The 24,647-nt window shown below is 62.8% G+C and carries 21 protein-coding genes; 9 read left to right on the top strand and 12 right to left on the bottom strand.

All coding sequences use genetic code 11. From position 1 onward, the window contains the following. Window positions 1-293 precede the first annotated feature (293 nt). From IFT98_RS09230 to IFT98_RS09200, 7 genes are all read left to right on the top strand, one after another. Window positions 294-791 (top strand): hypothetical protein, encoded by a 498-nt coding sequence (locus IFT98_RS09230; protein WP_192048136.1) that lies wholly within the window; start codon window positions 294-296, stop codon window positions 789-791. A gap of 147 nt (window positions 792-938) precedes the next feature. Beyond that, a complete protein-coding gene (locus IFT98_RS09225) occupies window positions 939-1,565 on the top strand; it encodes a TetR family transcriptional regulator (RefSeq protein ID WP_122796504.1) in 627 nt (208 codons plus the stop codon). A 157-nt stretch (window positions 1,566-1,722) separates the two neighbouring features. After that, window positions 1,723-2,223, top strand: a complete 501-nt coding sequence (gene ureE, locus IFT98_RS09220) for an urease accessory protein UreE (protein ID WP_122714641.1) — start codon at window positions 1,723-1,725, stop codon at window positions 2,221-2,223. After that, on the top strand, window positions 2,220-2,894 hold the full coding sequence (locus tag IFT98_RS09215; protein WP_192048135.1) for an urease accessory protein UreF: 675 nt from the start codon (window positions 2,220-2,222) through the stop codon (window positions 2,892-2,894). Before ureE ends, IFT98_RS09215 begins: the two co-directional genes overlap by 4 nt. Window positions 2,895-2,904: 10 nt before the next feature. Further along, complete coding sequence (gene ureG, locus IFT98_RS09210) at window positions 2,905-3,519, top strand: urease accessory protein UreG (RefSeq protein ID WP_122714639.1); 615 nt, start codon at window positions 2,905-2,907, stop codon at window positions 3,517-3,519. Between the two features lie 57 nt (window positions 3,520-3,576). Then, a complete protein-coding gene (locus tag IFT98_RS09205) occupies window positions 3,577-4,149 on the top strand; it encodes a HupE/UreJ family protein (protein ID WP_192048134.1) in 573 nt (190 codons plus the stop codon). Window positions 4,150-4,243: 94 nt separating this feature from the next. Continuing rightward, entirely contained in the window at window positions 4,244-5,332 is a 1,089-nt protein-coding gene (locus tag IFT98_RS09200; protein ID WP_192048133.1) for an AGE family epimerase/isomerase, read from the top strand. A 12-nt stretch (window positions 5,333-5,344) separates the two neighbouring features. Here the strand turns inward: IFT98_RS09200 and IFT98_RS09195 are convergent, their stop codons facing one another. From IFT98_RS09195 to IFT98_RS09170, 6 genes are all read right to left on the bottom strand, one after another. Continuing rightward, window positions 5,345-6,112, bottom strand: a complete 768-nt coding sequence (locus IFT98_RS09195) for an SDR family oxidoreductase (RefSeq protein WP_122796509.1) — start codon at window positions 6,110-6,112, stop codon at window positions 5,345-5,347. Between the two features lie 729 nt (window positions 6,113-6,841). Further along, window positions 6,842-7,558 (bottom strand): ABC transporter ATP-binding protein, encoded by a 717-nt coding sequence (locus IFT98_RS09190; protein WP_122714635.1) that lies wholly within the window; start codon window positions 7,556-7,558, stop codon window positions 6,842-6,844. Then, window positions 7,555-8,430, bottom strand: coding sequence for an ABC transporter ATP-binding protein (locus tag IFT98_RS09185; RefSeq protein WP_122796510.1), 876 nt, complete (start codon window positions 8,428-8,430; stop codon window positions 7,555-7,557). The genes IFT98_RS09190 and IFT98_RS09185 overlap by 4 nt, the downstream gene beginning before the upstream one ends. Beyond that, on the bottom strand, window positions 8,427-9,731 hold the full coding sequence (gene livM / locus IFT98_RS09180; protein ID WP_192048132.1) for a high-affinity branched-chain amino acid ABC transporter permease LivM: 1,305 nt from the start codon (window positions 9,729-9,731) through the stop codon (window positions 8,427-8,429). The genes IFT98_RS09185 and livM overlap by 4 nt, the downstream gene beginning before the upstream one ends. Before the next feature lie 2 nt (window positions 9,732-9,733). Then, a complete protein-coding gene (locus IFT98_RS09175) occupies window positions 9,734-10,648 on the bottom strand; it encodes an ABC transporter permease subunit (protein ID WP_122480658.1) in 915 nt (304 codons plus the stop codon). 144 nt (window positions 10,649-10,792) lie between these two features. After that, a complete protein-coding gene (locus tag IFT98_RS09170) occupies window positions 10,793-11,926 on the bottom strand; it encodes a branched-chain amino acid ABC transporter substrate-binding protein (protein WP_192048131.1) in 1,134 nt (377 codons plus the stop codon). A 495-nt stretch (window positions 11,927-12,421) separates the two neighbouring features. Here IFT98_RS09170 and pncB point away from each other — a divergent pair, with 495 nt between their 5' ends. Continuing rightward, complete coding sequence (pncB, locus tag IFT98_RS09165) at window positions 12,422-13,621, top strand: nicotinate phosphoribosyltransferase (RefSeq protein ID WP_192048130.1); 1,200 nt, start codon at window positions 12,422-12,424, stop codon at window positions 13,619-13,621. 132 nt (window positions 13,622-13,753) lie between these two features. On the opposite strand, the gene azu is transcribed toward pncB, so the two are convergent. The 4 genes from azu to IFT98_RS09145 all read right to left on the bottom strand — a co-directional run bounded on the left by azu (window position 13,754) and on the right by IFT98_RS09145 (window position 20,142). Then, window positions 13,754-14,203: an azurin gene (gene azu / locus IFT98_RS09160; protein WP_192048129.1), complete on the bottom strand. Its 450-nt coding sequence runs from the start codon at window positions 14,201-14,203 to the stop codon at window positions 13,754-13,756. 105 nt (window positions 14,204-14,308) lie between these two features. Then, a complete protein-coding gene (locus IFT98_RS09155; RefSeq protein WP_122714630.1) occupies window positions 14,309-15,199 on the bottom strand; it encodes a transglutaminase family protein in 891 nt (296 codons plus the stop codon). Further along, a complete protein-coding gene (locus IFT98_RS09150) occupies window positions 15,199-17,685 on the bottom strand; it encodes a circularly permuted type 2 ATP-grasp protein (RefSeq protein WP_122796515.1) in 2,487 nt (828 codons plus the stop codon). Before IFT98_RS09150 ends, IFT98_RS09155 begins: the two co-directional genes overlap by 1 nt. Window positions 17,686-17,769: 84 nt before the next feature. Then, window positions 17,770-20,142, bottom strand: coding sequence for a transglutaminase family protein (locus tag IFT98_RS09145; RefSeq protein ID WP_192048128.1), 2,373 nt, complete (start codon window positions 20,140-20,142; stop codon window positions 17,770-17,772). Window positions 20,143-20,369: 227 nt separating this feature from the next. Between IFT98_RS09145 and IFT98_RS09140 the strand changes: the two genes are divergently transcribed. Then, on the top strand, window positions 20,370-20,609 hold the full coding sequence (locus IFT98_RS09140; RefSeq protein ID WP_192048127.1) for a hypothetical protein: 240 nt from the start codon (window positions 20,370-20,372) through the stop codon (window positions 20,607-20,609). 30 nt (window positions 20,610-20,639) lie between these two features. Here IFT98_RS09140 and IFT98_RS09135 read toward each other — a convergent pair whose 3' ends face one another. Both IFT98_RS09135 and dnaB read right to left on the bottom strand, forming a co-directional pair. Continuing rightward, on the bottom strand, window positions 20,640-22,943 hold the full coding sequence (locus IFT98_RS09135) for a YgiQ family radical SAM protein (RefSeq protein WP_122714627.1): 2,304 nt from the start codon (window positions 22,941-22,943) through the stop codon (window positions 20,640-20,642). A 237-nt stretch (window positions 22,944-23,180) separates the two neighbouring features. Beyond that, window positions 23,181-24,578, bottom strand: a complete 1,398-nt coding sequence (dnaB, locus tag IFT98_RS09130) for a replicative DNA helicase (protein ID WP_122480359.1) — start codon at window positions 24,576-24,578, stop codon at window positions 23,181-23,183. Window positions 24,579-24,647 lie beyond the last annotated feature (69 nt).

The following is a 24,647-nucleotide window of genomic DNA, read 5'->3' as shown; positions in this document are numbered from 1 at the left end:
ATACATGCGATCTGCCTGATCCAACGTGGTCAACCAGGACGCGGCTCGCGCCGCTGCTACAGGATTTTAGCGTCGCTCCTTCATCGACGTTACCGATGGTGACGCTCGACAACGGTGCCCAGGGCCCGAGAATTCACCGCACTGGTGCACTGAAACCTCCGATCTAGAGCCCTCGCGGCAAAACATCATTTTCGTTGATTGTTACCATTGCCTTTATGAACTTTTCTATCGAATTTCAAAGAGTAGCATTGGCTCTGTACCCAATTACTGCCCTCCCAAGGAGCGCCTACATCATGAAACGCCAATTGCTGCTTTCCCTGACTCTCTCGGTCCTCGCTGCCAACGCTTTTGCCATGCCAGCCGCCGATCAAAGTGTTTCCGCCGAACTGCGTTCCAGCGCTGCCAGCTTCAGCCAGCCCTACCTGGCCGAAGACGGTTCCGATCGCACCCCACAAGGCGCTGTCGCCGAAAACGGTTCGGACCGTACTCCACAGGCCACCTTCGCCGAAGATGGCGCGGATCGCACTCCACAAGGCACCTTCGCCGAGAACGGTTCCGATCGCACCCCACAGGCCACCTTCGCCGAAGACGGCGCGGACCGCACTCCACAGGGCACCTTTGCCGAGGACGGCTCGGACCGTACCCCACAAGGCACCTTCGCCGAGAACGGTTCGGACCGCACCCCACAGGCTACCTTCGCTGAAGACGGCGCGGACCGCACTCCACAAGGCACCTTCGCTGAGAACGGTTCGCAGCGCCTGCTCGATCGCCAAGGTCAAGCCAACGCATGATGCTGCGGTTTGATCTATCCGACGAAGCCCGGTCTCCCCAAGCCGGGCTTGCCGCCTGCGCATAACCCACCACATCGCCTGCTTGGTTCGACGCCCCGCCTGTCAATTTGCTAGAGTTCGTTGCTGCCCTTCACAGAAGCTCCGTCGATGTTGCCTCGCGCCGAACAGAAACAGCAGACCCGCCTCGCCCTCCTCGAAGCAGCACGCCAATTGATGGCGGCCGGTCGAGGCTTCGGCAGTATCAGCCTGCGCGAAGTTGCCAAGGCTGCCGGCATCGTTCCCACCGGTTTCTATCGCCATTTCGACGATATGGATCAGCTCGGCCTGGCCCTGGTCAACGAAGTGGACGCCACGTTCCGCGCCACCCTGCGTCTGGTTCGTCACCATGAAATAGTGGTCGGCGGACTCACTGCAGCCTCCGTGCGCATCTTTCTCGACGGGGTCGCTGCCAACCGCCCGCAATTCCTGTTTCTCGCCCGCGAGCAATACGGCGGTTCCCTGCCCGTCCGCCAAGCCATTGCCAGCCTGCGCGCCGGCATCAGCGCCGACCTGGCCACCGACCTGGGCTCCATGCCCAAATGGCAGCACCTGAGCAGCGCGTCACTGCAGGTGATGGCCGATCTGGTCGTCAAAGCCGTATTTGCCACGCTCCCCGAGCTGATCGACCCACCGGCGGCCGACTTGCCGGCCCACCTGACCCCGGAGGCGAAGATCGGCCAGCAATTGCGCTTCATCTTCATCGGCGCCAAATACTGGAAGGGCCTCAGTCAGTAACGCCTGCGCCACCTGCCGGTGCACGCGAACACCTAGCGCACCGAACAAGTGCACGAAATCGCCCTCTTTTCTGGCGGCTGCCCTTGGTTATCCGCCATTCTTGGGTTGGCAAGACACTTGCTCTGCATTGGCCACTGCTCTGAAAAGGACGCCGCCAATGCTGGTTATCCATCGCCGAATCGCCCCTGCGGGCCAATGGGCTGCCGAACTGCACTTGAACTTCGAGGCCCGCAGCAAAAGTCGCCTGCGCTGTTTCAGTGCCGAGGGTGAAGACGTCGGTCTGTTTCTGGAACGCGGTCAACCTCCGTTGCACGACGGTGAATGCCTACAGGCCGAGGACGGCCGCGTAGTGCGTGTTTGCGCACGGCCCGAGGCGCTGCTTCATGTCACCTGCAGCAGCGCCTTCGAGCTGACGCGCGCTGCCTATCATCTGGGCAATCGCCACGTGGCCCTGCAAGTCGGTGACGGCTGGCTGCGCCTGCTCGACGACTACGTGCTCAAGGCCATGCTCGAACAGCTTGGTGCGCAGACCGAGCCGCTGCTTGCGCCCTTCCAGCCAGAACATGGTGCCTATGGCGGCGGTCACCATCACTCCCGTCATGGCGAAGAAGACTTCAACTACGCGCCCAAACTGCACCAGTTCGGCGTGCGCACGTGAACAACGCCTGGGCCCTGCTGCGCCTGGCCAGCCCGCAGTTGCCGATTGGCGGCTACAGCTACTCGCAGGGCCTGGAGATGGCCGTGGAAAACGGCACGGTGACCGATGCACAGAGCGCCCATCGCTGGATCGCCGACCAACTGCTGCTCAACCTGGCACGTTTCGAGGCCCCCCTGCTGCTGGCCCACTGCGTGGCCGTCGCCGAAGAGGACTGGGGACAACTGCTGGAGTTGTGCGCCGAACACCGCGCGAGTCGAGAAACCCGCGAGCTGCAACTCGAAAGTCGGCAAATGGGCTACTCGCTCAAGCAGCTGTTGCTCGGCCTTGCCGAACTGGACACACCGGCCCGCCACTATCTGGCCCAACTCGAAGAACCCCACCTGGCGCTGGGTTGGGCGCTGGCCGCGCGCGCCTGGAATATCCCTGCACAGGATGCCCTTGCGGCCTGGCTGTGGAGTTGGCTGGAAAACCAGTTGGCGGTGCTCATGAAAACCCTGCCCCTGGGCCAACAGGCCGCTCAGCGCCTCACCACACAACTGCTGCCGACGCTGCAGCAGGCACAGTTCGATGCCACCGAACTGGATCCCCGACACTACGGCAGCGCCGCCTTCGGCCTGTCATTGGCGAGCATGGCCCACGAGCGCCAGTACAGCCGCTTGTTCCGTTCCTAGGAGAATCACCATGAATACCCAACCCCTGCGTGTCGGTATCGGAGGCCCGGTAGGCTCCGGCAAGACCGCGCTGACCCTGGCCCTGTGCCTGGCCCTGCGTGATCGCTACAACCTGGCGGTGGTCACCAACGACATCTACACCCGCGAGGACGCCGACTTTCTGGTGCGCAACCAGGCACTGGCGCCCGAGCGCATCATCGGCGTGGAAACCGGCGGTTGCCCGCACACCGCCATCCGCGAAGACGCATCGATCAACCTGGAAGCCGTGGACCAGCTCAACCGGCGCTTTCCGGGCCTGGATCTGATTCTTGTGGAGTCGGGTGGGGACAACCTGTCCGCCACCTTCAGCCCCGAACTGTCGGACCTGACCATCTACGTGATCGACGTGTCCGCTGGCGACAAGCTGCCGCGCAAAGGCGGTCCTGGCATCTGCAAGTCCGACCTGTTGGTGATCAACAAGATCGACCTGGCGCCGCTGGTAGGCGCGTCACTGGAAATGATGGACGGTGACACCCGACGCATGCGCGGCGAAAAGCCGTTCGTCTTCAGCAACCAGAAAACCGGGCAGGGTCTGGAGCAGATCATTGCCTTCATCGAACGCCAAGGCCTGCTCGACGCCGCCTGAACCCCGCGCGCCCTTGCCCGCAATCACCGTGATCACGACGATAAGGAACCGACACGCATGACCTTCAAGACGCTTTTCACCTGCGCAGCCCTGCTGCTGACACCGGCCGTGGCCTTCGCTCATCCGGGCCACGGCGACAATGGCCTGCTGGCTGGCATCGGTCACCCTCTGGGTGGTCTGGACCACCTGCTGGCCATGCTTGCCGTCGGCCTGTGGGCGGCGCAGCAGCAAGGCGCGGCACGCTGGGCCCTGCCCTGCACCTTCGTCGGCACCATGCTGATCGGTGGGCTGCTGGGTTTCGCCGGCCTGCAACTGCCTGCACTGGAAAGCGGCATTGCCGCCTCGGTACTGGCGCTGGGCCTGGCCGTGGCACTGGCCGTGCGGCCACCGTTGCTCTTGGCGGTGGTGGCCACTGCGCTGTTCGCGTTGTTCCACGGCGTCGCTCACGGCCTGGAATTGCCGGACATGTCCAGCCCGGTTGCCTATGCCGCCGGTTTCGTCGCGGCGACCGCAGCCCTGCATGCGGCGGGTTATGCCGTCGTTCGGTTCCTGCCAACGGCAGCGGCGCCGCTGGTGCGCGTGGCCGGTGCTCTGTCGGCATTGACCGGTGCCTGGCTGCTGGCCGGCTGATGGCGGCGCGGCCCTCTGTCCGGGGGCCTTGCTTTAGGAGCCGTGCCCGACACCTGCTACCATGTCGCGCAAAACGCCTGCGATGATCCCGCCAATGCCCGACCCAACGCTGCACGCCGCCCTGGCGGCCACCCAAGCGCACTTTCGCGAAATCGTATTGCCACTCTGGCAAGGGGCCGGCTTCGATAGCGAACTCGGCTTGCCGTTCGAAGCCGTAAGCGCTGCCGGCCAGCCGTTGCCGGCGCAGCGCTACCGCGCCATGGCCTGCGCCCGTCAGCTGTACGTTTTTTCCAGCCTGATCGAGCAACCCGGTGCCCGCGAACACGCCGCCACCCTGTTCCGTTCCCTGCAACGGCATTTCCACGATGCCGAACACGGCGGCTGGTTCTACAGCATCGACGCCCAGGGTCGCCCGCTGGATCGACGCAAGGATCTCTACACCCACGCGTTCATCGTCTTCGCCTGCGCGCACTACTGGGCCAAAGTGCGCGAACCGCTGGTGGAATCGGTGCTCAATGCCGCACTCGAGGTGATTGCGACACGGTTTTCCACAGATGACGGCCTCTACGAAGCCGTGCTCGGCGAAGACTGGGCGAACCTGGGCAGCGGCCCGCTGCAGAACCCCTTGATGCACCTGGCCGAAGGCTTTCTGGCAACCCTGGCAGTGCGTGACGACCAACCCACGCAAGCGGCGCTGCAAGCGCTGTGCGACGCCATGCAGGCGCGCTTCGTGGAGCCCGAGCACGGGATCATGCTGGAGAAGCCGCGCGGTGCAGTGGACAACTGGTTCGAGCCGGGTCATCAGTTCGAATGGCTGTTCCTCGTGCAGACCTCACCGCTATTACAGGGCAGTGCGCTGCACCTCTCCCTGCAGCGCGCCTTCGGCTATGCACAGCGCACAGGCGTTCGGGACGGCGTGGTCATGAGCATGCTCACGCTCGACGGCCAGGTACTGGACGCCACCCAGCGTATCTGGGCACAGGCCGAATACCTGCGAGCGCTGACCTTGCAGCCCGGTGCAGCGGTCACTGCGCAACTACAGGTGCTGCGCGGGCGCTTCCTGCACCCTGGCGGCTGGCACGAATGCCGTGATGGCACTGGCATGGTCAGCCGCACCGACATGCCATCGACCACCCCCTACCACCTGCTGACCTGCTACCAGGGCCTGCAGGCGTTCATCTGACACGGGGGCCGATCACGCCTTGCCTGGACGCTCCACGGCGAAGCCGGCCCACGACTGCGTGACCGGCATCACTTCCAGGCGATTGATGTTGATGTGCGCAGGCTGGGTCAGAATCCAGTGAATGGTTTCGGCAATGTCCTGCGGCTGGATCGGATTGGCGCCGGCATAGGTAGCGTCGTAACGTGCCTGGTCGCCGCCGAAACGCACCAGGGAGAACTCGCTCTCGCACATCCCAGGTTCCAGGTTGGTGACGCGCACGCCGGTGCCTTGCAGGTCACAGCGCAGACTCAACGAGAACTGCCCGACAAAGGCCTTGGTGGCGCCGTAGACGTGGCTGCCGGGATACGGGTAATTGCCCGCCACGGAACCCAAGTTGACGATGGTGGCGCCCTTGCCGTGGGCAATCAGACGCGGCAGCAACAGCCGCGTTGCGTAGATCAGGCCCTTGACGTTGGTATCGACCATGGTGTCCCAGTCGTCCAGATCGCACTTGGGCGCAGGATCGGCACCCAGTGCCAGACCGGCGTTGTTGACCAGCCCACTGATACTGGCGAACTCCTCGGGCAATCCGCCAATGGCGGCCTCCATGGCCTTTCTGTCGCGCACATCGAGCACCAGCGGATGCACCCGCGTCTTTGCCGACAGCTCTTCGCTCAGTGCCGTGAGGCGCTCTTCGCGACGGCCGGTGAGGATCAGCGACCAGCCTGCCTCGGCAAAACGGCGAGCGCAGGCTTCGCCAAATCCGGACGTGGCGCCAGTGATGAATACCGTGGAAGTCATGCGGGTCTCCTGCGGGGGTAGCCACGGAGCGTACCCACGCAATGCGCAGGCCGTTCGAACCGTCGCCACCGTGAATGGGGTTTTGCAGAATGCCCGGCGGATCGACCGTATGCAACTGATCAATAATCGAGCAGGGCCCTCAAACCCTCGTGGCTGCGGGCCCAGGCGTGGTTACCCGCATCTTATCCACAAGCGGTTCCACAGAGATTGGGGGCAACTTCGGCCTGCACGACTGTGTCGAAAGCCAAGCTGGCTGGACGCCATTAGAATTTTTTGGCTTGACCGGCCGGATGCAATGCGTATGCAGAAACCACATTCAGTTTGCAGGGGTCACACGACCAAAGGCGCAACGCCAGTGAAACCGCCACTTTTCGAGGTATTTCCAAGGCTTGTTCACAGACTTATCCACAGGATGACCGGGTACTGTCACTCTGATTGGCACGGTGGATAAAACAGTTGACAAACGCCGCTCGTGCGACTCGAGAATGCACTGTGCGATTTTTGATCAATAACCTGCAGGCCACGTGCTACGCGGCTTGCAGGGGTATACCACCAACTTGTCCACAACCGGTTCCACAGCAATTGGGGACAAGCGTGGATTGTGGCGTTTCAGTGACCAACAGTGGTTTTATGTCGCACGTGGAGGTTCCAGCGAATTTGTTTTCCACAATTGTGCAAGGCAATGAAAAACGCCCCTGACGGGGCGTTCGATGGGCCGTTCAGGTGTTTTCAATGACCGCCAAGATACGCGTTGCGCACCTCGTCGTTGCTCAACAATTCACGCCCCGTCCCGGTCAGGCGTATCTCGCCGTTGACCATCACATAGGCGCGGTCGGAAAGCCGCAGCGCATGGTTGGCGTTCTGTTCGACCAGGAAGATGGTCATGCCGCTCTGGGCCAGCTCGCGCAGGGTCGAGAAGATCTGCTTGACCACGATCGGTGCCAGCCCCAGCGACGGCTCGTCGAGCAGCAGCAGCTTGGGTCGACTCATCAGCGCACGGGCGATCGCGAGCATCTGCTGCTCGCCTCCGGACATGGTCATGGCACGCTGATTGCGCCGTTCCTTGAGCCGTGGGAACAGCTCGAACATGCGCTGCATGTCTTCGCTCGAGTGCTTGTCGCCGATGGGGATGGTGCCCATCATCAAGTTTTCTTCCACCGACATGTCGGGAAACACCCGGCGGCCTTCCGGCGACTGAGCGATGCCGTTCGAAGCGATGTAGTGGGACGACTTCTGGGTGATGTCGGTGCCCCGGTAGATGATCTGCCCCGCACTGGCGCGCGGTTGGCCGAAGATCGACATCAGCAGCGTCGACTTGCCCGCACCGTTGGAACCGATCAGGCTGACCGTCTCGCCCTCGTTGATGTGCAGCGAGACTTTCTTCAGCGCCTGGATCGGGCCGTAGTGAACGTCGATCTCCTTCATTTCGAGGATGGGCGTACTCATACCAGCTCCTCCTCTTCGGCACCCAGGTAGGCCGCGATCACCTTGGGGTCGTTGCGGATCTGCTCGGGGCCGCCCTTGGCGATCACATTGCCGTGGTCCAGCACCACGATGTCGTCGGAAATGCTCATCACCATGCCCATATCGTGCTCGATCAGCACTACCGTCATATCATGCTCGTCACGCAGCAGGCGGATCATTCCGCTCAGCGCCTCGGTTTCCTGGGGGTTGAGGCCCGCCGCCGGTTCGTCCAGGCAGATCACCTGGGGCCGCGTGCACATGGCCCGGGCGATCTCCAGACGGCGTTGCTGGCCATAGGAGAGCTCACCGGCCAAGCGGTTGGCGCAGTTCACCAGGTCAACCACCTCCAGCCAGTAAAACGCTGTCTTGATAGCGTCCTCTTCGGCCTTGCGGTAGCCACGGGTGTTGAAGATGCCTGCCAGCATGTTGCGGTTGACCCACATGTGCTGGGCCACCAGCAGGTTTTCCAGCACCGACATTTCCTTGAACAGACGAATGTTCTGGAAGGTCCGGGCCAGCCCTGCGCGGTTCACCAGGTGAGTCCCGCCGAACATCTTGTACCAGACGCGGCTGGCGAAGCTGCGTGGCGACACGAAGTCGGTGGCCTGGAACGGCTCGCCGAGCAGCTTGATGACGTTGGTCTTCTGGCCACGAGCGTTGAGTTCGATGCGCCCGCCAGTGGCTTTGTAGAACCCGGTGAGGCAGTTGAAGACAGTGGTCTTGCCTGCGCCGTTGGGGCCGATCAGGGCAAAGATCGAGTTGCGCCTGACCTGCAGGCTGACATCGCTCAAGGCCTTGATGCCACCGAAATGCATCATCAATTTCTCGACCGAAAGAATGACTTCGTTACTCATGGCGTAGTCCCCTTGGCGTCGATCAATGCGCCCTTGACTGGCTTGATGCCGGTACGGCTGATACGGATCAGGCCACGTGGTCGCCAGATCATCATCAGCACCATCAATACGCCAAACAGCAATACCCGATACTCGGAGAAACTGCGCAGCAGCTCCGGTGCCACGGTCAGCACGAAGGCAGCAATCACCACGCCCACGGTGGAACCCATACCGCCCAGCACGACGATGGCAAGGATCAGCGCCGACTCGAAGAAGGTGAACGAGGTCGGGTTGACGAAGCCTTGGTAGCTGGCGAAGAACACCCCGGCCAGGCCGGCGGTGGAAGCACCGATGGTGAATGCCGAAAGCTTGACCAATACGTGGTTCAGGCCCATCGAGCGGCAGGCGATCTCGTCCTCGCGCAGGGCTTCCCAGGCACGCCCTACCGGCATGCGCGTGAGCCGATGCTTGACGTAGAGGACGGCCAGTACCACCAGGAACAGCACGGCGTAGATGAACACGAATTTCAGGTCGGGGTTGTATTCGAAGCCAAAGTACTCGTGGATCGGCACCCCGCCGTCACGGGCGCGACGACCGAACTCCAGGCCGAAGAAGGTGGGCGAAGGTACCGGCACACCATTGGGACCGCCGGTGAACGACAACCAGTTGTTGAGCACCAGGCGAATGATTTCGCCGAAGCCCAAGGTCACGATGGCCAGGTAGTCCCCGTGCATTCGCAGCACCGGGAAACCCAGTATGCACCCCGCCAGCGCCGCCGCGATCGCGGCCAGCGGCAACGCCGACCAGAAGCCCAGGCCCAGGTACTGGTAGCCCAAGGCGAGGCCGTAGGCGCCGATGGCATAGAACGCCACGTAGCCCAGGTCGAGCAGACCGGCCAGACCGACCACGATGTTCAGGCCCAGGCCCAGCAACACGTAGATCAACCCGAGAATGACCACGGTGAGGATGTACTTGTTGGCGAAGATGGGGAACACGATGGCGATCACGATCAGCGCTGGAATGATGAAGCGCAGCCGCGACTTGTAGTCCGGCGGCAGCACGTGCACACCCGACCCCGAACTTTCGAAGCTCTGGGAAATGCTGCGGCCACGCGGTGTCTGCAGGAACAGGCTGAGCAGGAAGCGTCCGGCCATGACCGCTGCCACCAGCCAGGCGACGCGGGCCGGTTGCAGGTTGAAGCTGTAGCCGTCGAGCACGATGCCGACGATGGGGCCGAACACGATCAGCGCCAGCAGGCCGGCAATGACCATGTCGACCAGGCTTTTCTTGATATCGATAGGTTTGGCAGTAGGTGCGGACATACTTATACCTTCGCCACGAGTGGGCGACCCAGCAGGCCTTGGGGACGGAAGATCAGAATCAGCACCAACAGGCCGAAACTGAACACATCCTTGTAGTCGGAGTTGATCAAGCCGGAGAACTGCGATTCGGCAACACCCAGTATCAAGCCACCGAGCATGGCCCCGGGCAGTGAGCCGATGCCACCCAGCACCGCTGCGGTGAACGCCTTGATGCCGATGATGAACCCGGCGTAGAAGTCGAACGTGCCGTAGTTCATGGTGATCAACACGCCGGCCAGCGCCGCCATGGCCGCGCCGATGATGAAGACGTAGGAAATGACCCGGTCGGTGTTGATCCCCAGGATCGAGGCCATCTTGCGATCCTGCTGGGTGGCGCGGCACATGCGCCCAAGCTTGGTGAACTTGATGATGTAGGTCAGCACGCCCATGCCCACGAAGGCGGCAATGAGGATGAAGATCTTGGTGTAGGTGATCTGCACGAAACCGGTGCCCACTTCAAGGCGCCAGGCCCCTTCGAGCAGGGTCGGCACGCCTTGCTGGCGAGCGCCCTGGCTGATCTGCGCATAGTTCTGCAGGATCAGCGATATGCCGATGGCGCTGATCAGCGGCGCCAGCCGGGTCGAGTTGCGCAGCGGCTTGTAGGCCACGCGCTCGATCACGAAGCCGTACACACCGGTCACCACGATGGTGAACACCAATGTGCCCAGGATCAGGAACGGAAAGGATTCGAGGCCGAAGAACGACAGCACGGCCAAGCCAATGGCGGCCAGATAGGCACTGATCATGTAAACGTCGCCGTGAGCGAAGTTGATCATGCCGATGATGCCGTAGACCATGGTGTAGCCAATGGCGATCAAGCCGTACACCGACCCCAGGGTCAGGCCGTTGATCATTTGTTGCAGGAAGATACCGTCCATCATGCACTCTCGCGAACGTCTGGAACCGCGCACCGCGCAAGGTGCGGGCAGGCGTTGGCCTGCCCGCCACCCGTCAGGCGGTATTGAGGGAAACGTGGGCCACCCCAAGGGCGGCCCGGACTGGCATGCGCCAGCGCAAGCGTCCTACTTCTGCTGTTCCAGCTGCTTGTACTTGCCTTCGGCGTTCCACTGGTAGACCACGTAGTCGGACACTTTCAGGTCACCCTTGGTGTCCCAGGCCTTCTCGCCCATGACGGTCTTGACCGGGTTGGCCTTCAGCCACTTGGCAGCCTCTTCGCCCTTGTTCGACTTGGCGCCGTTGAAGCCTGCGGCCAAAGCCTGCAACGAAGCGTACGCGTACAGAGTGTAGCCTTCAGGCTCGTAGCCGGACTTGCGGAACTCGTCCACCACCGCCTTGCTGTCGGGCAGCGCGCGTGGATCGGCGCCAAAGGTCATGTAAACGCCGTCGACGTATTGCGCGCCGCCGGCAGTGGTGACCAGCTCGTCGGTGACGATGCCGTCATCGGACATGAACTTGACGTCCTTGAGGCCCTGCTCGCGCATCTGCCGAACAAGCGGACCAGCCTCGGGATGCAGGCCGCCGAAATACACCACGTCTGCGCCCGTGGAGCGGATCTTGGTGACCAGGGCGCTGAAGTCTTTCTCGCCGCGGGTCAGGCCTTCTTCCAGCACCGGTTTGACACCGCGAGCGGTCAGTTGCTTGGCGGTGGCATCGGCGAGGCCTTTGCCATAGGTGTCCTTGTCGTTGATGACTGCAACTTTCTTGCCTTTGAGCACATCGACGATGTAGTTGCCAGCCACGATGCCCTGTTGGTCGTCACGACCGCACATGCGCAGGATGGTGTCCAGACCGCTCTCGGTCACCTGCGGGTTGGTCGAACCCGGGGTGATCATGAGGATGCCGCCATCCGCGTAGATGGACGATGCGGGGATGGTGGACGAGGAGCAGAAATGGCCGACCACGCCGATGACCCCATCCTGCTCCAGCTTGTTGGCTACAGCCACAGCCTGCTTGGGCTCGCAGGCATCATCGCCGGCCACCAGCACGATCTTCTCCCCGTTCACGCCACCGGCCTTGTTGATGGCGTCCGCTGCCGCTTGTGCACCCTTCATGTACTGTTCGCCGAACGATGCGTTGGCACCGGTCATCGGCCCTGCTACGCCGATCTTAACGTCGGCTTGAACAATCGACGAAGCGCCCAGCGCAGCTGCCACTGCGAGAGCCAGAAAACCTTTCCTGTAAAACGTCTGCGACATGAGTGGTGCTCCTGAATTTTTTTGGTTGGCACTACAGCTTCAGCGCATTGCTCCGAGCAAGCGCCGTGCCAGCGCATTTGCCCAACTTGCGCAGTTTTCATTTTCAAGCGCACAGAGTCGGGCCATGACCATTTCCTACAGGTCGTGCAACCGTCTGGCACGGGGATGGTGACACCCATAAACAGCGCGGGTACAACCCAGGCGCGCCATCATTGCAACCCCTCGCGGCGCTGGTGGGCAACCATGCTGTAACAGCCGACGTAACCGAAGTGCACACTGTCGGTGCATAACCGCTACACCGCGCACCACACGATGCTTGCGCTGCGTACCGAGCGGGCGCTGCAGACCGCCACCGTCGGCATCCCGGCCGCATCGGCACAGGTACGCATTGCAAGGGCACTGTCGCGCCCACCCGCGCTCCAAAAAGCTGGCAGAATGTGCCCTTACTGTGCGCCACCGTCGTTCCAAACAAGGCACGCGGTTCTGGAGACCCTGATGAGCGAGAGCGTGTTCGCCGATCGCATCGTGCAAAATCTGCTCGACACCGATCTTTACAAGTTGAGCATGATGCAGGCTGTACTGCACAACTACCCCAACGTCGATGTCGAGTGGGAGTTTCGTTGTCGCAACGGCGAAGACCTGCGGCCCTACCTGAACGACATTCGTGAACAGCTCGAGCAGCTGTCCGAATTGAGCCTGGGCCCGGACCAGCTGAGCTTTCTGGAAGGCATCAATTTCATGAAGCCCGACTTCCTGCGCTTCCTGGGTCTGTTTCGCTTCAACCTGCGCTACCTGAGCATCGGCATCGAGAACGACCAGCTGTTCATTCGCCTGCGCGGGCCGTGGCTGCATGTGATCCTGTTCGAAGTGCCACTGCTTGCCACGGTCAGCGAGGTGCGCAACCGCATTCGCTATCCCGATGTGTTGCTCAGCCAGCCGCGGGAAAAACTCTATCGCAAGTTCGAATGGCTGCAGGCCAATGCCAGCAGTGAAGAGCTGGCCGAATTGCAGGTGGCTGACTTCGGCACCCGTCGACGCTTTTCCTACAAGGTGCAGGAGGAAGTGGTCACGGTACTCAAGCACGAGTTTCCGGGGCGCTTCGTCGGCACCAGCAACATGCATCTGGCTCGTCAGCTGGATCTCAAGCCGCTGGGCACCATGGCCCACGAGTGGATCATGGCTCACCAGCAACTGGGGCCGCGCTTGATCGACAGCCAGATCGCCGCCCTCGATTGCTGGGTGCGCGAGTACCGTGGCCTGCTCGGCATCGCCCTCACCGATTGCATCACCATGGATGCGTTTCTCGGGGATTTCGACCTGTACTTCGCCAAGCTATTCGATGGCTTGCGTCACGATTCGGGTGACCCGGTGGTCTGGGCAGAAAAGGCCATCGCTCATTACCGCAAGCTGGGCATCGATCCGATGACCAAGACCCTGGTGTTTTCCGATGGGCTGGACCTGCCCAAGTCGCTGCAGATATTTCGCGCACTGCGCGGGCGCATCAATGTGAGCTTCGGTATCGGCACCAACCTGACCTGCGACATTCCGGGCGTGGAGCCCATGAACATCGTGCTGAAGATGACCGACTGCAATGGCCAGCCAGTGGCGAAGATTTCCGATGAGGCCGCCAAGACCCAGTGCCGCGACCCGAATTTCGTCGCCTACCTGCGCCACGTGTTCAAGGTGCCTGGTTGAAGCCAGTACACGCAATGGCGGACGTCCTGTGGGAGCGGTCCGTGGCCGCGAAAAGGTCAACGCGGTGAATCAGGCATACCGCGTCGCCTGCTTCGCGACCGATGACCGCTCCTGCGTGGTCGAGGCGAACACTCAATCGACCAGGGTCACTGCCCCTTTCATCATGGCCAGATGACCCGGGAACGAGCAGAAGAACAGGTATTTCTGCTCTGCCGACAGTTTCGACACATCGAACGACACCGAATCCTTCTCCCCGGCGCCGATGACCTTGGTGTACGCAATCACGCGCTCGTCGCCTTTTTTCAGGTAGCTGTTGTCGATGCCGGCGCTCATGCCGTCCATCGCGATGCCGCGGGCATCGTCCTGCTTGCTCAGGACCCAGTTGTGCCCCATGACTTCCTTGGGCAGGCTGCCGGAATGGGTCAGGTTGACCGTGAACGTCTTGCAGCTCTTGCTGATCTCGATAGCCTTCGTGCCAAAGGTCATCTGGTCGGTCGAATCGACGGTGGTGGAACACTCGGCCGCCAGCAACTGACCGCTGGCCAACGCGAGCACCGATACCGCTAAAGCTTTTGCGAACATGTGAGTCTCCAGGCAGGGGGAAAGGCTACGGCGGCCATCATTTCACGATTGGCCGCAGGCTGCAGCAATCTGCCAGCAGTCAGACATCCGCGGTAAACATTCGGCTCAAGCCATTGGCAGGACAGTCACGCGCACCTCGGGATCATGCCCGCCGCCGCCCAGAATCACCCCGCGCAAGGGCGACACGTCGCTGAAATCACGCCCCCATGCCAGGGTAATGTGTTCCAGCCCCGGCTGAACGTTGTTGGTGGGGTCGAAATCGACCCATCCCAGCACCGGGCAGAACACCGACACCCAGGCGTGCGACGCATCCGCACCGATCATCCGCGGTTGCCCTGGCGGTGGCTGGGTCAGCAGATAGCCGCTGACGTAGCGTGCCGCCAAGCCGCGGGAGCGCAGGCACGCCAGCATCAGGTGGGCAAAGTCCTGGCAGACGCCCCGGCGGTTCTCCAACACCTCGACCAAGGGCGTCGCCACCTGGGTGGCCATGGCATCGAACGTGAACTCGCTGAAGATCTTCTGCATCAAGGCCTGCGCCCCCTGCAACATCGGCCGGCCGGACGGAAAGCAACTGGCGGAAAACGCCACGAAGCTTTTTTTCAGGCGCACGTAGGGGGACTCGAAGCGGTAGCGACAGGCTTGCAGCACCTGCGCCGCGACTGGCCCACCGCTGTAGCACAGGGCATCGCGGGTCGACTCCCAGGCCGGCGATAGGGCGAGCACGAGCGGCATTCGTGGCAGCACCTCGACATGCAGACGCGCGCCGACCCTGAGCTCATCGTGAGGGCGCTCGAAGGCCAGCCGCGTCAGCGGATTGCCGAACACATCGAGCTCATCGGTACGCCGAGTCGGTTCGGGACTGATCTGCAGTGCTTGCTCGTGGCACACCTGCCACGCGCAAGGCCTGGGCCACAGGTGCGCCAGCTGCTTGGCCAGCGACACCGGACTGTCGTAGCAATAACGGGTGTCGTGAACGATCTGGTAATGCGCGCTCATCACACCGACACCGTTTGCTGGCTGACATCATCGACATGGACGAAATGGCGCAACGCCAGGCGGTCCGATACCTGAACGCTGACACTGGCGATATCCTGCAGCAGGCTGCGCAAGCCCTCGAGCACGGCGCGCACGCTGGCTTCACCGAACAGCGCATTTTCCAGGGTGCCCAGGTCGAAGCGGGCCACACGCTCGATGAGCGGCTCCAGGGCACGATCCACCGGCATGTCGAACTCATCGCTCAGGCGGCGCACGGCCCGCGCCACCAGCTTGAGCTGGAACAACACCGCGTGGGGGTTCTGCGCGTCGAGCAGGAGCAGGTCCAGCACGGGTATCAACTGGGGCACGGCCAGATAGCGCGAGCGATAGGTGATGCTGCTGTTGCCTAACTCGAGCAGCCAGTCCAGGCCTGCCTGATCGTCCAGGGCATCGCTTGCCAGAAACGCCGACAAACCATTGCTGAGAAACTGCAGGCGTTCGATGCGCCGTCCGATCATCAGAAACCGCCAGCCTTCATCGCGCGTCATGTCGTCGAGCGCAAAACCGGACAGCGCGGCGAGGTTCATCACCAACCGATTGAGAAAGTCGAGCGACTCGCCCAGGTCCGGCACGTCGACTTCGAGCATCAGTGACTCGCGCTGCAGTTCGCCCAACGCCTGCCAGTTCTCTCGCGACAACTTGCCGCGCACCTGAAACGCCGCCCACTGCAGACGCTGCAGGTTGGCGCGCAGGCTGAACGCCCAGTCTTCGCCGCGCAGGGCGGTCAGCAGGCGCTCGCGCAGGTCGCCCTCTTCGGGCAACAGGTGCAGGCTCTCGGCAAGATCGACGGCGGCCTGCAAGGCCTGTGGATCGTCGCCGTCCAGGTAGCGGCCGAGAATGATCCGCAGCAGCCGCGCACTGCCGTCGCAACGCTCGCAGTAACGGCCGAACCAGAACAGGTTTTCCACCACCCGCGAAGGCAGGTAGGGATCCATGCGCACCAGGTCATGAACGCCGATGGTCCGCTGCGCCCGCCACTGCTCGCCGACCGGAGCGTGCTCGCCCAACACCCAGGTGTCCTTGCTGGCGCCGCCGTGCTGCATCGACACCACTTCGGCATCGGCGTCCGTGGCCACCCGGGTCAAGCCACCGGGCAAGACCCGGTAACCGTCGGCAGCGGCGACCGCAAACACGCGCATGCCGATCGCCCGTGGCTGCAGGTGGTTGCCGTGGCAGTGCCACACCGGCGCCTGGGACAGCTGAGCCATTTCCTGGGCAACGTAGGCATAAGGCCGGGCCTGAATGCGTTCGGTCAGCGCCTGCCGCTGGGCAGCGTCCAGGTCTCGACCGAACACCGGACCGAAGTTCTGCGATGGAAAGGCCGGCTTGATCACCAGCGCGTCCAGCCGCTCGAGGGCCTGGGCCAGCACCGGCGGCTCGCCGCACCACCAGGTGGCGATGGAAGGCAGGATCAAGGTTTCGCCGAACAGGTGCTCGCAGATCCGCGGCAGAAAGCCCAGCAGCCCGGGCGATTCGAGCACGCCGCTGCCCAAGGCATTGGCCACCATCACATTGCCTTGGCGCACGGCGTCGAGCAGGCCGGGCACGCCCAGAGCCGAGTCGGTGCGCAACTCCAGGGGGTCGCAGAAATCGTCGTCCAGGCGGCGCATGATCGCGTGCACCCGGCGCAGACCGCTCAAGGTTTTCAGGTAGACGGTCGCTTCGCGCACGGTCAGGTCACTGCCCTCGACCAGCGGATAGCCGAGCTGGCGCGCCAGGTACAGATGCTCGAAATAACTTTCGTTGAACCGCCCAGGCGTCAACAGCACCACCAGCGGCGCCTCGTTGGCGCTGGCTGCCAGACGGCTCATGGTGTCTTGCACGGTGCGGAAGAAACCGGCCATGTGCTCCACTTTCAAGTCGCGGTACAGCTCGGGAAAGGTCCGCAACAGGCCCATGCGGTTTTCCAGTGCATAGCCTGCGCCGGAGGGCGCCTGGGTTCGATCGGCGGTGACCCACCAGCGTCCATCGGGTGTGCGCGCCAGATCCGCAGCATACAGGTGCAGGAACGTGCCTTGCGGCGGCTGCATGCCCTGGCACGGCCACAGGTAGTTGTTGTGCCCGAAGATCAGCTCGGCGGGCAGCAGCCCTTGGGCAATCAGCGTTTGCGGGCCGTAGATATCGGCCAGCACGGCGTTGAGCAAGCGTGCCCGCTGGGCGATGCCCGCCGCGACCTGTCGCCATTCGTGGGCAGGAATGATGTGCGGCAACAGGTCCAGCTCCCATGGCCGATCGGCCCCCTTGGGGTCGGCGTAGACGTTGTAGGTGACGCCGTTTTCCTGGATCTGCCGTGTCAACGACGCCTGGCGCTGCGACAACTGGCCTGGCGCACTGCGTTGCAGATGCTCGAACAGGCGCTGCCAGTGCGGGCGCACGCCGCCATCGGGGTCGAGCATTTCATGATAGGACCCGCCGGACAGCGAGTAACGATCAAGCAGGTCAGACATGGCGAAGCTCGGGGGCAGCGGTGAGAAGAACGATTATCGCAGCCTGCACGATGCACGGATACCGTCCATGGGGCACACCTCGCCTCAAGGGGCGCGGCGCATGTCCAGGGTCATCGGCAAGTCATCGTCGACCTTGAGCGGCGGCAGCACCAGCCTGCCGGGGCTGTGGCCAATTCGGAAGAACCGCGCCATACGCCGGCTTTCTGCTTCGTTGGCATTCACCGGTGGGCTTTCGTAGTTGCGCCCACCAGGGTGAACGGCATGGTATTGGCACCCCCCCAGCGAGCGCTGCGTCCAGGTGTCGACGATGTCGAAGGTCAAGGGCACATGAACCTGGCCGGCGACGTGATCGCCGTGATCCGTCTGCCAGGCACGGTAGCGCACCCCCGCAACGAACTCGCCCGCCCGACCGGTGGCGGTCAGCGGCAAGGGCCGGCCATTGACGGCCAGCCGGTAACGATCCGCCAGCAACCCGGTGACGCGCACCTGCAGGCGTTCCAGCGATGCGTCCGGGGACTGCGGTGCGCCACTGGCACTGCCTCGTCCGGGGCCAGGCTCCAGGGCGTGGCGCAGTTCCACGGCAATACCTTCTACAACGCAGTCGCCCATCGCTGGAAAACGAAACGCCCGTTGTGCGGCAAACCATCCGGCATCCACGGCATAGCCGTGTGCATTGAGATCGTCGATCACCTCGGCGAAATCGCGCTCGATGAAGTACGGCAACATGAAGCGGTCGTGCAGCTGTGTGCCCCAGCGGGTGAGCCTGGCCGGTGCGTAGGGCAGGCGCCAGAAGCGCGCCACCAGGCTGCGCAGCAACAGTTGCAAAGCCAGGTTCATGCGCCCGTGGGGCGACATTTCCAGGCCCTGCAGGCGCAGCAGACCCGCCCGCTCTCCCGGCCCGTCGCCATCCAGCCGGGCGATGCAGAACTGCGCACCAGCAGGGTCACCGGTCACATCCACCAGCAGATGGCGCAGCACACGGTCGATCAGCCCCGGCGGGCACGGCACGCCGACAGCGGGCAATTGTGCCAAGGCGATCTCGAGTTCGTACAGCGCATCGCTGCGCGTTTCGTCGACCCGCGGGGTCGGCCAGGCAGTGCCACTGAACAGATACGATAAAGCCGGATGATCATGCCAATACCCGATCAGACTGCGCAGCAGGTCGGGCCGCCGTAGAAACGGCGAATCCGCCGCCGTCGTCCCACCGAGCAGCAACGGATTACCCGCGCCGGTGCCGGTCTGCCGACCATCGATCATGAACCGCTGAGCCTCCAGGCGACACTGTCGGGCCTGCTCGTACAGCTCATCCACACCCTGGACCGACTGTGCCCAACCCGTGGATGGGGGCATGTCGACGCTGAACACGTCGGGCATCGACGTGGCCTTGAAACGACTGGCAGGCGTGTCGCTTCGAGCGTCCCACCTCGCGCAAGCATCGCCATCCATGGCCACGAACGTCGGCTCGCTGCCAATGCCCAGGCGCACATCCATTGCCAGCAGATCGGCATCGACCCGTTGCCCCACCACCTGCATGCCCGCCCATTGCTCTTCGCTCAAAGGCCAGGTGACGCGTGGCGTCTGCCAGATACGCTGCACCGACATCCGGTGCGAAAACGTCACTTCGCACGGCTCTACCCGCCCACTGATCGGCGCCGCCGACGAAGGCTCGGGGCTGCACGCCAAGGGAATGTGGCCCTCCCCGGCAAACAGCCCGGACGTGGCGTCCAGACCGATCCAGCCAGCACCGGGCAGATACACCTCGCACCACGCGTGAAGATCGGTGAAGTCGACATCGGTACCCGACGGACCGTCCAGGGCCTGCTCGTCGGCAACCAGTTGGATCAGGTAACCGGAGACGAAGCGCGCGGCAATCCCCAGCCGGCGCATCAGCTGCACCAGCAACCAGGCGGAATCGCGGCACGAACCGGCACCGGTGAGCAGCGTGTGCTCCGGCGTCTGCACGCCCGGCTCCATGCGCAGCAGGTAGCGAATGTCCTGGCTGAGTTGCTGGTTCAGCCTGACCAGGAAATCGATACTGGGGATCGGCGTACGGTCGATGCCGTCAAGGTACGCTTGAAACCTCGGCGTCAGGGCCAGGGTTTCCAGATAGGGGGCCAGCTCATGCTGCTCTTCGTCGGTGTACGCGAAAGGCATCTGCTGCGCATGCGGCTCGAGAAAGAAATCGAAGGGATTGAACACCGCGATCTCGGCAACCAGGTCCACTTCGATGCGCAGCTCGGTGGCCTTCTCCGGAAACACCAGGCGGGCCAGGTAATTGCCCTGCGGGTCCTGCTGCCAATTGATGAAATGCTGCGCTGGCGACACCTTGAGGGCATAGGAAAGCACCCGCGTACGGCTGTGCGGCGCGGGGCGCAGACGCACCACCTGGGGGCCGACGTCGATAGCGCGGTCATAGCGATAATGGGTGACATGGTTCAATGCGACATGAATCGACACGGCGAGCCTCCTGCGAGCCTGGAAGGTAAGAGAACGGCGCAAGACTTATGCCATGAGCGGGCTTGCACACACTGCCCTGCGCAGCCGCTACAGATCAGACGGCTGCAGGCGTCCAGGTTGTAGCAGCGTCGCATACATTGGCCATGTCGTGGTGCGATAAACCTGTATTGCTCAGGCCGGGTCCGCTCAATCTAATCTGGGGACTCACTCAATCAGGAAACATCGACATGACAACAGAGCACGACACTTCTGCCGCACAACCACTGGCCACGCCGCAAGCGGTCCGAAAGCGCAAGGGGCCGTTCGACCCTCCGCAGGCATTGATCGACGCGCTGCGACGTGCGAGCGAGGACGGGGTGATAGACACGGCAAACAACGCCGCTCATTCCGCCATCGCTCAACGCCGGCCACGACCTTCACCTTCAAACCCGCACGAAGACAAGGCCGGCATTTCCATCGAGCCGTAAGCCAAGCGGCTCACGGCACCCGAGCGAACCTCAGCGCGGCAGCACTGGCTGGCGCGCCGGCTTGCTCTTGCCCTTGCCGGGCTTGGCGGCCTGCTGGCGATCCTTGGCGGCCTGCTTGCTGCGCGCCTCGGCGGCAGCCTTGGCCTGCTCGCGCTTGTCCCACGGCTTGGACCCGTCACTGGCACGCGGCGGCAACCCGGTGTGCTGAGTCAGGATGCGCGTTTCCTTGGCCACCTTGTGGCTGCCGGCAGGCGTGGAATTCTTGCGTCGCGCACTCTGGTAGGTGTCGGTAGCCGGCTGATGCAACGGAATCAGCTGGTTTTTACCCGGACCGATCAGGTCGGCACGGCCCATGCGTTCCAGTGCCTCGCGCAGCATCGGCCAACCCTTGGGGTCGTGATAGCGCAGGAACGCCTTGTGCAGGCGGCGCTGCTCCTCGCTCTTGACGATGGTCAGGTTGTCGCTCTTGTAGGTGACCTTGCGCAACGGGTTCTTGCCCGAGTGGTACATCGCCGTGGCCGAAGCCATCGGTGAGGGGTAGAACGCCTGCACCTGGTCGGCACGGAAACCGTTGCCCTTGAGCCACAGCGCCAGGTTCATCATGTCTTCATCGGTGGTGCCGGGGTGGGCGGCGATGAAGTACGGGATCAGGTACTGCTCCTTGCCCGCCTCTTTCGAGAACTTCTCGAACATGCGCTTGAATTTGTCGTACGAGCCGATACCCGGCTTCATCATCTGATTCAGCGGACCTTCTTCGGTATGCTCCGGGGCGATCTTGAGATAGCCGCCAACGTGGTGCGTCACCAGCTCCTTGACGTACTCGGGGGACTCCACCGCCAGGTCGTAGCGCAGGCCCGAGGCAATGAGGATCTTCTTCACGCCCGGCAGTGCCCGCGCGCTGCGGTACAGCTGGATCAACGAAGAGTGGTCGGTGTTCAGGTTCGGGCAGATCCCCGGGAACACGCACGACGGCTTGCGGCACGCGGATTCGATTTCCGGGCTCTTGCAGGCGATGCGGTACATGTTCGCGGTCGGGCCGCCGAGGTCGGAGATCACTCCGGTAAAACCCGGTACCTTGTCGCGGATCTCTTCGATCTCGCGAATGATCGACTCTTCGGAACGGTTCTGGATGATCCGCCCTTCGTGCTCGGTGATCGAGCAGAAGGTGCAGCCACCGAAGCAGCCGCGCATGATGTTCACCGAGAAGCGAATCATGTCGTAGGCCGGAATTTTCTGGTTGCCGTACGCCGGGTGCGGAACCCGCGCATAGGGCATGCCGAACACGTAGTCCATTTCCTCGGTGGTCATGGGAATGGGCGGCGGGTTGAACCACACGTCCACTTCGCCATGCCGCTGCACCAAGGCACGGGCATTGCCGGGGTTGGTTTCCAAGTGCAGCACGCGATTGGCGTGGGCGTACAGCACGGCGTCACCGCGCACCTTTTCGAAGGACGGCAGGCGGATCACCGTCTTGTCCCGCGTCATCCGCGGGCTTGCCAGGATCTGCACGACCTTGGCTTCGTTCGGGTCTTCGAGGTTGCCCTTCTCCTGCTCGATGGCGCAGGCCTGGGTGTCCTGAGTGTTCACGTACGGGTTGATGATCTTGTCGACCTTGCCCGGCCGGTCGATACGGGTCGAGTCGACCTCGTACCAGTCCTTGGGCGTATCGCGGCGAATGAACGCAGTGCCGCGAATGTCAGTGATCTCTTCGACCTTCTGACCGTACGACAGGCGCTGGGCCACCTCGACGATGGCGCGCTCGGCGTTGCCGTACAGCAGGATGTCGGCGCAGGCGTCGATCAGGATCGAATGGCGGACCTTGTCCTGCCAGTAGTCGTAGTGCGCGATGCGGCGCAGCGATGCCTCGATGCCGCCCAGCACGATCGGCACATGCTTGTAGGCTTCCTTGCAACGCTGGCTGTACACCAGGCTGGCGCGGTCTGGCCGCGAGCCCGCCTGGCCGCCGGGCGTGTAGGCGTCGTCGGAACGCACCTTCTTGTCGGCGGTGTAGCGATTGATCATCGAGTCCATGTTGCCGGCCGCGACACCGAAGAACAGGTTCGGCTCGCCCAGCTTCATGAAGTCGTCCTTGGACTGCCAGTTCGGCTGGGCAATGATGCCCACGCGAAACCCCTGGGCTTCCAGCAGCCGGCCAATGATGGCCATGCCGAACGACGGATGGTCGACATAGGCATCACCGGTAACGATGATGATGTCGCACGAATCCCAGCCAAGCTGATCCATCTCCTCCCTGCTCATGGGCAGGAAAGGCGCTGGGCCGAAGCATTCGGCCCAGTATTTGGGATAGTCAAAAAGCGGCTTGGCTGCTTGCATGTCGATGACCGTATGAAAAATCGCGGGCGCGGAATATAGCACAAAAAATAACCAATTCCGATGGCTTTAGTCGGAAATAGGCGACGAAGAATTTTATCCGGTAGACCTGACAAACCGCAGTGCCCCCTTCGCGGGCAGAGGGCTGGCCGCCCGCCCCGCTCCCACAGGGGCCGCATGCCGCGCCGCCTTTTTGTGGGAGCGGGCTCTGCCCGCGAAGGGGCCGGGCCTGCTGAGCCGCTACTCGTCGTCGTCGAAGTTGTAGCTGCCCGGCGCCAGGTTTTCGAAACGCGTGTATTTACCGATGAACGCCAGGCGGATGAAACCGATCGGGCCGTTACGCTGCTTGCCGATAATGATCTCGGCAATGCCCTTGTGCTCGGTGTCAGGGTGATACACCTCGTCGCGATAGACGAACATGATCACGTCGGCGTCCTGCTCGATGGCGCCGGATTCACGCAGGTCGGAGTTCACCGGACGCTTGTTCGGCCGCTGCTCGAGCGAGCGGTTGAGCTGCGACAGCGCCACTACCGGGCAATTGAACTCCTTCGCCAGCGCCTTCAACGAGCGAGAGATCTCGGAAATCTCGTTGGTACGGTTGTCGCCGCTGGAACCGGGGATCTGCATCAACTGCAGATAGTCGATCATGATCAGGCCGATCTCGCCGTGCTCGCGCACCAGGCGACGGGTACGTGCACGCATCTCCGACGGGCTGATACCTGCGGTATCGTCGATGAACAGCTTGCGGTCGTTGAGCAGGTTGACCGCCGAGGTCAGGCGCGGCCAATCGTCGTCGTCCAGGCGGCCCGAACGCACCTTGGTCTGATCGATACGCCCCAACGAAGAAAGCATACGCATGATCAGCGAGTCACCTGGCATTTCCAGCGAATACACCAGCACGGCTTTCTCGCTGCGCAGCACGGCATTTTCCACCAGGTTCATGGCGAAGGTGGTCTTGCCCATGGACGGCCGGCCGGCGACGATGATCAGGTCGGCCGGCTGCAGGCCACTGGTCTTCTCGTCCAGATCGGTGTAGCCGGTGGACAGGCCGGTAATGGCTGCATCGGTATTGAACAGCGTGTCGATGCGATCGATGGCTTTGGTCAGCAGGTCGTTGACGCTGACCGGGCCACCGGTCTTGGGCCGCGCTTCGGCGATCTGAAAGATCTGCCGTTCGGCCTCGTCGAGAATTTCGGCAGCGTTGCGCCCCTGCGGATTGAACGCACTGTCGGCGATCTCGCTGCTGATGCTGATCAGTTGACGCAGGGTGGCACGCTCGCGGACGATCTGCGCGTAAGCCTTGATGTTGGCCACCGACGGCGTGTTCTTCGCCAGCTCGCCCAGGTAACCCAGGCCTCCGACCTGAGTGCCCTGGCCTTCCTTGTCGAGCTGTTCGTGCAGAGTCACCACATCGAAAGGCGTGTTCTGATCGGCCAGCTTGGCGATGGCGCGGAAGATCAGCCGATGGTCATGACGATAGAAATCGCCGTCCGACACCTGATCCAGCACACGTTCCCAGGCGTTGTTGTCCAGCATCAAGCCGCCGAGCACGGCCTGCTCGGCCTCGACGGAATGCGGCGGCACCTTGAGGGCAGCGGTTTGCAGATCGTATTGCTCGGGAGCGGATATCTCGTTCATGGCCACTTGAAATTCGGGTTGCAGAAAACAGCGTCTTCACAAAAACAATTCACAAAAACAAAGGGCACG

The organism is Pseudomonas sp. CFBP 8770, assembly GCF_014841705.1.
In the GTDB taxonomy this organism is placed as follows: domain Bacteria; phylum Pseudomonadota; class Gammaproteobacteria; order Pseudomonadales; family Pseudomonadaceae; genus Aquipseudomonas.
Note: the sequence above shows the minus strand (reverse complement) of the source record. Positions and strands in the feature narration are given on the sequence as shown.

Excerpts from the sequence above, each read along its gene's own strand:
- IFT98_RS09230 (WP_192048136.1), top strand. The coding sequence starts at position 294 with ATGAAACGCCAATTGCTGCTTTCCCTGACTCTCTCGGTCCTCGCTGCC.
- IFT98_RS09225 (WP_122796504.1), top strand. The coding sequence starts at position 939 with ATGTTGCCTCGCGCCGAACAGAAACAGCAGACCCGCCTCGCCCTCCTC.
- ureE (WP_122714641.1), top strand. The coding sequence starts at position 1,723 with ATGCTGGTTATCCATCGCCGAATCGCCCCTGCGGGCCAATGGGCTGCC.
- ureG (WP_122714639.1), top strand. The coding sequence starts at position 2,905 with ATGAATACCCAACCCCTGCGTGTCGGTATCGGAGGCCCGGTAGGCTCC.
- IFT98_RS09205 (WP_192048134.1), top strand. The coding sequence starts at position 3,577 with ATGACCTTCAAGACGCTTTTCACCTGCGCAGCCCTGCTGCTGACACCG.
- IFT98_RS09200 (WP_192048133.1), top strand. The coding sequence starts at position 4,244 with ATGCCCGACCCAACGCTGCACGCCGCCCTGGCGGCCACCCAAGCGCAC.
- IFT98_RS09195 (WP_122796509.1), bottom strand. The coding sequence starts at position 6,112 with ATGACTTCCACGGTATTCATCACTGGCGCCACGTCCGGATTTGGCGAA.
- IFT98_RS09190 (WP_122714635.1), bottom strand. The coding sequence starts at position 7,558 with ATGAGTACGCCCATCCTCGAAATGAAGGAGATCGACGTTCACTACGGC.
- IFT98_RS09185 (WP_122796510.1), bottom strand. The coding sequence starts at position 8,430 with ATGAGTAACGAAGTCATTCTTTCGGTCGAGAAATTGATGATGCATTTC.
- livM (WP_192048132.1), bottom strand. The coding sequence starts at position 9,731 with ATGTCCGCACCTACTGCCAAACCTATCGATATCAAGAAAAGCCTGGTC.
- IFT98_RS09175 (WP_122480658.1), bottom strand. The coding sequence starts at position 10,648 with ATGGACGGTATCTTCCTGCAACAAATGATCAACGGCCTGACCCTGGGG.
- IFT98_RS09170 (WP_192048131.1), bottom strand. The coding sequence starts at position 11,926 with ATGTCGCAGACGTTTTACAGGAAAGGTTTTCTGGCTCTCGCAGTGGCA.
- pncB (WP_192048130.1), top strand. The coding sequence starts at position 12,422 with ATGAGCGAGAGCGTGTTCGCCGATCGCATCGTGCAAAATCTGCTCGAC.
- azu (WP_192048129.1), bottom strand. The coding sequence starts at position 14,203 with ATGTTCGCAAAAGCTTTAGCGGTATCGGTGCTCGCGTTGGCCAGCGGT.
- IFT98_RS09155 (WP_122714630.1), bottom strand. The coding sequence starts at position 15,199 with ATGAGCGCGCATTACCAGATCGTTCACGACACCCGTTATTGCTACGAC.
- IFT98_RS09150 (WP_122796515.1), bottom strand. The coding sequence starts at position 17,685 with ATGTCTGACCTGCTTGATCGTTACTCGCTGTCCGGCGGGTCCTATCAT.
- IFT98_RS09140 (WP_192048127.1), top strand. The coding sequence starts at position 20,370 with ATGACAACAGAGCACGACACTTCTGCCGCACAACCACTGGCCACGCCG.
- IFT98_RS09135 (WP_122714627.1), bottom strand. The coding sequence starts at position 22,943 with ATGCAAGCAGCCAAGCCGCTTTTTGACTATCCCAAATACTGGGCCGAA.
- dnaB (WP_122480359.1), bottom strand. The coding sequence starts at position 24,578 with ATGAACGAGATATCCGCTCCCGAGCAATACGATCTGCAAACCGCTGCC.